At 75.0% G+C, this 11,098-nt stretch carries 3 protein-coding genes; 2 read left to right on the forward strand and 1 reads right to left on the reverse strand.

Annotated elements, in window-relative coordinates; all coding sequences use genetic code 11:
- Together ACFXAZ_RS16130 and ACFXAZ_RS16135 are read left to right on the forward strand one after the other, a co-directional pair.
- Window positions 1-6,643, forward strand: a 6,643-nt coding sequence (locus ACFXAZ_RS16130; RefSeq protein ID WP_384590496.1) for a type I polyketide synthase, incomplete at its 5' end; no start/stop codon positions are given.
- A 90-nt stretch (window positions 6,644-6,733) separates the two neighbouring features.
- Window positions 6,734-10,678 (forward strand): type I polyketide synthase, encoded by a 3,945-nt coding sequence (locus ACFXAZ_RS16135; RefSeq protein WP_384590498.1) that lies wholly within the window; start codon window positions 6,734-6,736, stop codon window positions 10,676-10,678.
- Window positions 10,679-10,788: 110 nt separating this feature from the next.
- Here the strand turns inward: ACFXAZ_RS16135 and ACFXAZ_RS16140 are convergent.
- Window positions 10,789-11,098: hypothetical protein (locus tag ACFXAZ_RS16140; RefSeq protein WP_384590501.1), on the reverse strand; the 310-nt coding region annotated here is incomplete at its 5' end.

Below are 11,098 nucleotides of genomic sequence, written 5' to 3' on the forward strand. Positions count from 1 at the left end.
CTGCTCAGCAGACTGCTCGCGCAGCAGGACGCGCTGCTGCTGGTCCTGGTGCCGCACCGTCCTGCTCACCGGTGCCACCGGTGCCCTCGGTCAGATCCTCGCCCGGCATCTCGTCGCCGAGCACGGCGTCCGGCACCTGCTGCTGCTCAGCCGCAGCGGCGCCACCGACGCCCTGGCCGCCGAACTCACCGCACTGGGCGCCCAGGTGACGAGCGCCGCCTGCGATGTCGCCGACCGCGCCGCGCTCGCCGCCGTCCTGGACGCCGTACCCGAGGACCGGCCGCTGACCGCCGTGATCCACGCGGCCGGGGTGCTCGCCGACGGGGTGCTCACCTCCCTCACCCCCGAGCGGATCGACGCGGTGTTCCGCCCGAAGGTCGACGCCGCCTGGCATCTGCACGAACTCACCGCGGACCGGGACCTGTCGGCGTTCGTGCTGTTCTCGTCCTCCGCCGCCACTCTCGGCTCCCCGGGCCAGGCCAACTACGCCGCCGCCAACGCCTACCTCGACGCGCTCGCCGTCCACCGCCGTACCCTCGGCCTTCCCGCGCACTCGCTGGCCTGGGGCCTGTGGGCGCGGGCCGGCGGGATGACCGGCGACCTCGACGCGAACGACCTGACCCGGATCGCCCGCGGTGGCGTCGCCGCCCTGGAGACCGAGGAGGGCGTCGCCCTGTTCGACGCCGCCCTGCGCGCCGACCACCCGGCCGTGCTGCCGGTCAAGCTGGACCTGGCCGCCCTGCGCGCCCAGGGCGACACCCTCGCCCCGCTGTTCCGCGCGCTGGTGCCCGTACGACGGGCGGGCGCGGCCACCGGACAGGCCCCGGCCGCCGGTGCCGACGCCCTGCGGGAGCGGCTCGCCGCCCTCCTGGCGGCGGAACGCGAACCGTTCCTCACCGAACTCGTGCGCGGTCAGGTGGCGACCATCCTCGGCTACCGCTCCGCCCAGGACGTCGGCCGCACCCTCGCCTTCCGCGAACTCGGCTTCGACTCCCTCGCGGCCGTCGAACTGCGCAACCGGCTCACCGCCGCCACCGGCCTGCGACTGCCCGCAGGGCTGGTGTTCGACCACCCGACGCCGGCCGAACTCGCCCGCCATCTGCTCGCCGAACTCACCGGCACCCTCCCCGCGTCCGCCGCACCCGTCGCATCTCCGGCCGCCCGCCCGGCCGTGCGGGACGCCGCCGCCGGTGAACCCATCGCCGTCATCGGCATGGCCTGCCGCTTCCCCGGCGGCATCGGCTCGCCCGAGGACCTGTGGCGGATGGTGGCCGAAGGCCGCGACGCCGTCGGCGAGTTCCCCGCCGACCGGGGCTGGGACGTGGAGAACCTGTACGACCCCACCCTCGACCGGCCCGGCACCAGCTACACCCGCCACGGCGCCTTCCTGTACGACGCCGCCGACTTCGACCCGGCGTTCTTCGCCATGGACGACGAGGAGGCCCAGATCACCGACCCCCAGCAGCGGCTGCTGCTGGAGACCTCCTGGGAGGCGCTGGAGCGGGCCTGCGTCGACCCGGCCACCCTGCGCGGCTCCGACACCGGGGTGTTCGCGGGCGTCATGTACCACGACTACTTCGGCAGCTTCGGCTCCGGCAGTGTGGTGTCCGGCCGGGTCGCCTACACCCTCGGCCTGGAGGGCCCGACCCTGTCCGTCGACACGGCCTGCTCCTCCTCGCTGGTGGCCCTGCACCTGGCCGCGCAGGCGCTGCGCGACGGGGACTGCTCCCTGGCACTCGCGGGGGGCGTGAGCGTCATGGCGACGCCGGGCACCTTCGTGGAGTTCAGCAGGCACCGAGGGCTGTCCCGGGACGGCCGCTGCAAGCCCTTCGCGGACGCCGCCGACGGCACCGGCTTCGGCGAGGGCGCCGGTGTCCTGCTGCTGGAGCGGCTCTCCGACGCCCGCCGCAACGGCCGCCGCGTCCTCGCCGTGCTGCGCGGCACCGCCGTGGGCCAGGACGGCGCCTCCAACGGCATCAGCGCCCCCAGCGGCCCCGCCCAGCAGCGGGTCATCCGGCGCGCCCTGGAAGCGGCCGGGATTCCCGCCGCCGACGTCGACGTGGTGGAGGCGCACGGCACCGGCACCACCCTCGGCGACCCCATCGAGGCACAGGCGCTGATCGCCACGTACGGCGCCGAACACACCGAGGACCGGCCCCTGTGGCTCGGCTCGGTCAAGTCCAACCTGGGCCACACCCAGGCCGCCGCGGGGGTCGCGGGCGTCATCAAGATGGTCGAGGCGCTGCGCCACGAGACGCTCCCGGCGACCCTCGGCGTCGACGCGCCCACCCGGCACGTGGAGTGGGAGGGCGCGCACGTCCGGCTGCTCACCGAGTCCCGCCCCTGGCCGGATCCCGGCCGTCCGCGCCGCGCGGGCGTCTCCTCCTTCGGTATCTCGGGCACCAACGCCCATGTGATCGTCGAGGCGCCGCCCGCCGACGCGGAGGTCCTGCGGCCCGCTGACCAGCCCTCCGATCGGCCCGTTGGCATGGCTTCCGAGGTGGCAGCCTCCGGCAGGCCCGCCGATTCGCCCGCCGGTCCGCTGACCGGCGCGCCTGCGACGGACACGGTGCCGTGGCTGTTGTCCGGCCACACCCCGGGCGCCTTGCGCGCCCAGGCGGCCAAGCTCCTCGACCATCTGTCCGGGGCGTCGGACGCCGACGCGGGCGTCACCCCGGGCATCCCCCCGTCCCCCGACCCGCACCGAACAGACCGAATAGCCGGCGCACTGGCCCACACCCGCACCCGTCTCGCCCACCGTGCCGCAGTCCTCGGCCGTGACCGTGAGGAACTCACCGAGGGCCTCCGAGCCGTGGCGCTGGGCCATACCCCGCGCTCCGGGGTTCTCGGCACCGCCACCGACGGCCGGCTCGCCCTGCTCTTCAGCGGCCAGGGCTCCCAACTGCCCGGCATGGGCACCCGGCTCGCGGCGGCCTTCCCCGCCTTCGCCGACGCCTTCGACGAGGTCCGGGCCCATCTCGACCCGCTGCTCGATCGCCCCCTCGCCGAGGTGCTGGACTCCGCCGGACTGCTGGAGCGCACCGAGTACACCCAGCCCGCCCTGTTCGCCGTCGAAGTGGCCCTGTACCGGCTGCTGGAGTCCTTCGGGGTCCGGCCCGACCTGCTCGCCGGGCACTCCGTCGGCGAGTTCGCCGCCGCCCATGTGGCGGGCGTCCTCGGCCTCCAGGACGCCTGCACCCTCGTCGCCGCCCGCGGACGCCTGATGCAGGCACTGCCGGACGGCGGCGCCATGATCGCCGTACAGGCCACCGAGGCCGAGATCACGGCGCTGCTGACCGAAAGCGGCAGCGACCGCGACGGCGTCGGCATCGCCGCAGTCAACGGGCCCGCCTCCGTCGTCGTCTCCGGTCCCGCAGGGCCCGCCCGCGCCCTCGCCGCCCGCTTCGCCCGCACCAGGGAACTGGCCGTCAGCCACGCCTTCCACTCCGCGCTGATGGAACCGATGCTGGCGGAGTTCGGCGAGATCGCCGCGTCCCTGTCGTACGGCACCCTGGGCATCCCGCTGGTGTCCACCCTCACCGGCGCCCCCGCCGCCCCCGGCGAACTGTCCACCGCCGCCTACTGGGTGCGGCACGCCCGTGAGGCCGTCCGCTTCGCCGACGCCGTCACCGCCCTGCACCGGGCGGGCGCTCGCCACTTCGCCGAGGTCGGCCCCGGCGGCGCCCTGACGTCGGCGGCGCGTGAATGCCTGCCCGACGGGGCCGCTACCGTCGTACCGCTGCTGCGCAAGGACCGTGCGGAGACCGAGGCCCTGGTCACCGGGCTCGCCACGCTGCATGTGCACGGCACGGACGTCGACTGGACCGGACTGCTCCCGCACCGCGACGGCTGGGACCTGCCCACCTACGCCTTCCAGCGCACCCGGCACTGGATGACCGGCGACCTGGGCCTGCCGCGCCCGGCGGGCGATCACCCGCTGCTCGGTACCGCCGTCGAACTCGCCGGCACCGACGGCGTCCTGTACACCGGCCGGCTGTCCCTCGCCGAGCACCCGTGGCTCGCCGACCACCGGGTCGGGGGAGTGCCGCTGCTGCCCGGTACGGCCTTCGCCGAGATGGCGCTGACCGCCGGGGCCCGGACCGGCTGCGGCACGGTCGCGGAACTGACCGTCACCGAACCGCTGGTACTGCCCGAGGACGGATCCGTCCGCCTCCAGTGCACGGTAGGGGACGCCGACGCGAGCGGCGCCCGCACCTTCCGGGTGTACGCCGCCACGGCCGACGGCGACCCCTGGACCCCGCACGCCACCGCACTGCTGCGGCCCACCGAGGCCGACGCCTCCCGACCCGGCCCCGACCTCGCCGTCTGGCCACCGCCCGGCGCCGAACCGGTCGACCTGGACGGCGTGTACGAGCGGCTCGCCGCCCTCGGCGCCGAGTACGGGCCCCGCTTCCAGGGCCTGACCGCCGCCTGGCGACACGGCGACGAGGCGTACGCCGAGGTCGAGGTCCCCGCCGACGGCACCGCGTTCGCCCTGCACCCGGCGCTGTTCGACGCCGCCCTGCACACCATCGGGCTGCGCGCGGGCACCGAGGAACGCATGACGCTGCCCTTCGCCTGGACCGGCGTGGAGCTGTTCACGCGGGGCGCGACCGCCCTGCGGGTGCGGATCGCCCCGGCCGGGAGCGGCGCGGTGCGCGTCGAGGCCGCCGACGCGGCGGGCCGGCCGGTCGCACGGGTCGCCGCGCTGTCGCTGCGGGAGGTGGACCCGGAGCGGATCGCGGCGGCTGCCGCGGGCGGGCACGACGATCTGTTCGCCGTCGAGTGGGCACCCGTCGCGCTGTCCGCCGCCCCTCGCACCGGCCGGTGGACCGTCCTCGGCCCCGACGCCGCTGAACCGGCCGCCGCCCTCGCCGGTCAGGTCGCTGACGTCACCGTCGCCGCCGACCTGGAGCGGACCGGCGCCCCGGTGCCCGACACCCTTGTCCTCCCTCACTCCGGCGGACAGGACCCCGAGACGACCCGCGCGAACCTGCGCAACCTTCTCGAACAGGTCCAGTACTTCCTCACGGACGAGCGGTTCGCCGCCACCACCCTGGTGGTGACCACCCACGACGCGACCGGCCCCGTCGACCTCACCAGCCCTGGCGACCCCACCGACCTCTCCGCCCCCGGCGCCGCCGCCGCATGGGGCCTGATCCGCTCCGCCCAGAACGAACACCCCGGCCGCCTCGTCCTCGCCGACCTCGACGCCACCTCCTGGGCATCACTCCCCTCGGCCATCGCCTCCGGCGAACCCCAACTGGCCCTGCGCGACGGCACGATGAGCGTCCCCCGACTGGTACGCGCCCCGCGCCGGGCGGCACCCACCCTCACCCCCGTCGACTGGTCCGGCGGTGTCCTCATCACCGGCGGCACCGGAGCCCTCGGCCGGACGGTCGCCCGCCACCTCGTGACCGCGCACGGCGCCGAACGGCTGGTGCTGCTCAGCCGCAGCGGCCCCGACGCACCCGGCGCGGCCCAACTCACCGAGGAACTCACCGCGCTCGGCGCCCGGGTGAGCGTCGTCGCCTGCGACGCCGCCGACCACGCCGCGCTCGCCCACGTCCTGGACGCCCACCCGGTCTCCGCCGTCGTGCACACCGCGGGCGTCCTCGCCGACGCCGTACTGACCTCCCTCACCCCCGAACGGCTCGACGCGGTGCTGCGGCCCAAGCTGGACGCCGCCTGGCAGCTGCACGAACTGACCCGCGACCGGCCCCTGACGGCGTTCGTCCTGTTCTCCTCCGCCGCCGGACTGCTCGGTGCCCCCGGCCAGTCCGGCTACGCCGCCGCGAACACCTTCCTGGACGCCCTCGCCGCCCACCGCCGCGCGCACGGCCTGCCCGCGGTCTCGCTCGCCTGGGGCGCCTGGGCGGGCAGCGGCGGTATGGCCGACCGGCTCGGCGACACCGACACCCGCCGGATCGCCTCGGGCGGGATCCTCGCCCTCGACACCGAGGCCGGGCTCGCCCTCCTCGACACCGCGGTGGGCCGAGCCGAAGCCGTCCTGCTCCCGGCCCGCCTGGACCTCGCCCCGCGCGACAGCGCCCGCGTCGCACCCCTGCTGCGCTCCCTGGTACGCGCCCCCCGCCACTCCGCGCCCGCCGCGTCGACCGCGTCCTCGGCCCTGCGCCGCGAACTGGCCGCCCTGACCGGCGAGGAGCAGCGCGAACGGCTGCTGCGGCTGGTCCACGACGAGGCACGGGCGGTGCTCGGCCTCGACGGCTTCGACGCCGATCTGCCCTTCAAGGACCTCGGCTTCGACTCCCTGACCGCCGTCGAGTTCCGCAACCGGCTCAACGAGGCCACCGGACTGCGGCTGACCGCCACCCTCGTCTTCGACCACCCGACCCCGGCCGTGCTCACCGACCACCTCATCGGCGAACTCGCCCCGCCCGCCGGTCCCGGCCCGCGCGCCGAGGAGGACACCGTGCGGGCCGCGCTCGCCGCGATCCCGGTGGGACGGCTGCGCGAGGCCGGACTGCTGGACAGCCTGCTCGAACTGGCCGGACTGCGCACCGCACCCGAGCCGGACAACGACCGCGCGTCGATCGACGCGATGGACGCCGAGAGCCTGATCAGCATGGCGCTCGACGGTCTCGTCGGCGACGACGACACCCTCACGCCCGACGCCCCGTGACGAAGCCCGTGACGAATCCCGCGCCGCAGCCCGCCTACCCGCAGCCCGCGCCCGCAGCCCGTGACGAAGCCCGCGACAAGGAAGAGGACCATGGCCGAGTCCGAGAGCCCGGACACCAGGATGGTCGAGGCGTTGCGCGCCTCGCTCAAGGAGATCGAGCGGCTGCGGGAACGCAACCGCGCCCTGACCGCGGCGGCCCGCGAACCCATCGCGATCGTCGGCATGGCCTGCCGCTATCCGGGCGGCGTCCGTTCCCCCGAGGACCTGTGGCGCCTGGTCGCGGACGGCGCCGAGGGCATCACCGGCTTCCCCGACGACCGAGGCTGGGACCCTGACCTGTACGACCCGGCACCCGGCACACCCGGCCGCTCCGTCACCCGCGAGGGCGGATTCCTGCACGACGCGGGCGATTTCGACGCCGCGTTCTTCGGCATCGGCCCGCACGACGCCCTGGTGATGGACCCCCAGCAGCGGCTGCTGCTGGAGGGCTCCTGGGAGGCGCTGGAACACGCCGGTATCGACCCCGTCTCCCTGCGCGGCAGCCGTACCGGCGTCTACGCGGGCGTCATGTACCACGACTACTTCGGCAGCTTCGGATCAGGCAGCATCGTCTCCGGCCGCGTCGCCTACACCCTCGGCCTGGAGGGCCCCACCCTCTCCGTCGACACCGCCTGCTCCTCCTCCCTGGTGACCCTGCATCTGGCCGCGCAGGCGCTGCGCCAGGGCGAGTGCACCCTGGCGCTCGCCGGGGGAGTGACCGTGATGGCCTCTCCGGGCACCTATGTCGAGTTCAGCAGGCAAGGCGCTCTCTCCCCGGACGGGCGCTGCCGCTCCTTCGCCGACGACGCGTCCGGCACCGGCTTCTCCGAGGGCCTGGGCGTCCTGGTCCTGGAGCGGTTGTCGGATGCGCGGGCGCGGGGTCATCGGGTGTGGGCGGTGGTGCGGGGGAGTGCGGTGAATCAGGACGGTGCGTCGAACGGTCTGACGGCGCCGAATGGTCCTGCGCAGCAGCGGGTGATCCGTCAGGCGCTGGTGGCGGCGGGGTTGTCGGTGGGGGAGGTGGATGTGGTGGAGGCGCACGGTACGGGGACGACGTTGGGTGATCCGATCGAGGCGCAGGCGTTGCTGGCGACGTACGGGCAGGAGCGTGCGGAGCCGTTGTGGCTCGGTTCGGTGAAGTCGAACCTGGGTCACACGCAGGCCGCTGCCGGGGTGGCGGGGGTGATCAAGATGGTGATGGCGTTGCGCAACGGGGTTCTGCCCCGCACTCTGCATGTCGATGAGCCGTCGACGAAGGTCGATTGGGCGGCGGGCGGTGTGCGTCTGCTGACCGAGGAACAGCCCTGGCCGGTGACGGACCGCCCCCGCCGGGCGGGTATCTCCTCCTTCGGCATCAGCGGCACCAACGCCCATACGATCATCGAGGAGCCCCCCGCCTCGCCCGAACCCCCCGCCGACACCGACGCCCCGGCCACCATCTGGCCACTGTCGGCCCGTTCCGCGCAGGCACTCCCGGCGCAGGCGGAGCGGCTGCACGCGTACCTCCAGGACCGGCCCGCCCTGCACCCCGCCGCCGTCGCCCGCGCCCTGGGACGGCGAACCGCCTTCGACCACCGCGCGGCCGTCACCGGCACCGACCGCGACCAGCTCCTCACCGCCCTGCACGCCCTCGCCACCGGCACCCCCGCCCCGACGGCCACGACCGGCCGACGGCGCACCGGGACCCGTACGGCCTTCCTCTTCACCGGCCAGGGCGCCCAGCGGCTCGGCATGGGCCTTGAACTGCGCGCCCACTACCCGGTGTTCGCCGACGCCTTCGACGCGATCGACGCCCGGCTCGGCCTGGACCTGGCCGGGCTGCTCGCGGGCGACGACTCCGACGCCGTCCACCGCACGGGGCACGCGCAACCGGCGCTGTTCGCCTTCGAGGTGGCCCTGTTCCGGCTGCTGGAGTCCTTCGGTGTCCGCCCCGACCTGCTCGCCGGGCACTCCATCGGCGAACTCGCCGCCGCCCATGTGGCGGGCGTGCTCGACCTGGACGACGCCTGCGCCCTGGTCGCCGCCCGTGCCCGGCTGATGCAGGAGCTGCCGGAGGGCGGCGCGATGGTCGCCGTACAGGCGGGCGAGGACGAGGTACGGCCCCTGCTGGACGAGCGGGTCGCGCTCGCCGCGGTCAACGGCCCGGCCTCCGTGGTCCTCTCGGGGGAGGAGCCGGCCGTGCTCGCCGTCGCCGACCGGTTCGCGAGGACCAGGCGGCTCACCGTCTCGCACGCCTTCCACTCACCTCTGCTGGACGGCATGCTCGACGCGTTCCGGGCCGTCGCGGAGCGACTGACCTTCCACCGGCCGGGCATCCCGCTGGTGTCCACCCTCACCGGCCGCCTCGCCGACGGTACGGAGCTGTGCGACCCGGGCTACTGGGTGCGGCAGGTGCGCGGGACCGTCCGGTTCGCCGACGCCGTCACCGCCCTCGGCGAGCTGGGCGCGGGCCGCTTCGTGGAACTCGGCCCCGACGCGGTGCTGACCGGGCTCGCCCGCGACTGTGTGCCGGACGGCGACGGCGTCCTCGTCGCGCTCGGCCACCGCCACGGCGGCGAGCCCGCGACCCTGATGTCCGGCCTGGCCCGGCTGTACACCGACGGCCTCGCCCCCGAGTGGTCGGCACTCTTCCCCGGCACGGCCCGCGCCGACCTGCCCCCCTACGCGTTCCGGCCCGCCCGGTACTGGCTGAACGCGGACGCCGCCCTCACCACGGGCCCCGCCATCGCGGGCCCCCTTCCGGAGAGCACCCTCCCCGCGCCCGCCTCCCTGCGGCGCCAACTGGCCGCTGCCGCGCCCGCCGAGCAGGAGGCACTGCTGACCGAGCTGATCCGGGCGCGGACCGCCGCGATCCTCGGCCACCCGGACGTGGCGGCCGTCGAGCCCGACGCCGTGTTCCTGGAGATCGGCATCGACTCCGTCTCCGCGGCCGAACTCCGCGCCGCCCTCGGCAACGCCCTGGACAGCACCCTGCCGCCGGGTGCCGTCTTCGACCATCGCACCCCGGCCGCCCTCGCCGCCGGCCTGCGCGGTCACCTGGCCGACGGCCGCCGGGACGCGGCCGACCCCGCCGGGGATCTCGACTCGATCGGCGGCCTGGTGCGGCGCGCGGCGGCCGACGGGCGGATGCCCCAGGCCATCGCCCTGCTACGGACCGTCGCCGACATCCTCCCCGGCTTCTCGTCGCTCACTGAACTCACCGAGCACACCGAACTCACCGAGCACACCGAGCACACCGAACTCACCGAGCACGCCAAGCGCACCCAGCACGCCGAAGTCCGCGGTGTCACCGACCCGACCCGCCTAGCCACCGGCCCCGCCACCCCCCGCCTGATCTGCCTCCCCTCACCGATGGCGCTCGGCGGCGCCCATCAATTCGCCCGCTTCGCCCGGCACTTCCAGGGCCGCCGGGACGTCCTGGTGCCCCAGGTGCCCGGGTTCGGCCCCGGTGAGCCGCTGCCGTACACCGTGGACGCGGTGGTGGAGGTGATCGTCGAGGGCATCCGCCGGGCCTGCCCGGACGACGGGCGGCCGGGACCGTATCTGCTGCTCGGCTACTCCTCCGGCGGCCAGTTCGCCCATGCGGCGGCCGAGGTCATGGAGAAGGCCGGACGGCCTGCCGCGGGTGTGGTTCTGCTGGACACCTATCTGCCGGGCGACGAGGGCAAGGACGAGCTGTGGCGGCAACTGTTCGACGGGATGCTGGCCCGGGAGTCGTCCCTCGGCGGCTTCCCGACCGCCCGCCTCGCCGCCATGAGCCGCTACAGCGATCTGATCCAGCACTGCCCGCCGGGCGCGCTCTCCGCACCCGTGCTGTTCGTGCGGCCCGAGGACTCCTTCGCGACCGGCGCCGGTACCGAGGACTGGCGGGCGGAGTGGCCGGCCGCGCATGAAGCGGTCGACGTGCCCGGCACGCACTTCACGATCCTTGAGGAGCACGCGGCGGCCGTGGCGGCGGCCGTGGAGGCGTGGGCGGCGGGTCTGCCGGCCGGCTGACCCGACGGCGGAAAGCCCCAGCGAAACCGGTTGCGTGCCGGTGCGAGGTTCGGGCGGCGACGTGCCGCGGGGCGCGACGACCGCAGGGTTGTTCGCGCTCCGCGGCCTCGTCAATCAGCGGCTTCGCGAAAATGCGCCAACCAGGCGTCGATATCGCAGCGGATACTGTCCGGATCGACACCTAATTTCTCGGCGATTACATCGGCGGCCAATTCCGGCCGCCAGTCGCTCCACTGGAGCGCCAGCCACATCGTGGTACCGCGCGGGCCGCAGCTGTGCCGCTCGCCGGTCCGCCGGGAGACCAGCTCCAGATAGCCGTCGGGCCTTACACGCGCGGTCAGTTCATGATCGGGCCGCATCACCCCTCGCTCACCGCGGCCCATCCGGCGCTCCCTCGTGACCCGCGCGACTCCGGCCGTT

Origin of the sequence: Streptomyces sp. NPDC059477 (assembly GCF_042749375.1) — a bacterium.
In the GTDB taxonomy this organism is placed as follows: Bacteria; Actinomycetota; Actinomycetes; order Streptomycetales; family Streptomycetaceae; genus Streptomyces.

Excerpts from the sequence above, each read along its gene's own strand:
- ACFXAZ_RS16135 (WP_384590498.1), top strand. The coding sequence starts at position 6,734 with ATGGCCGAGTCCGAGAGCCCGGACACCAGGATGGTCGAGGCGTTGCGC.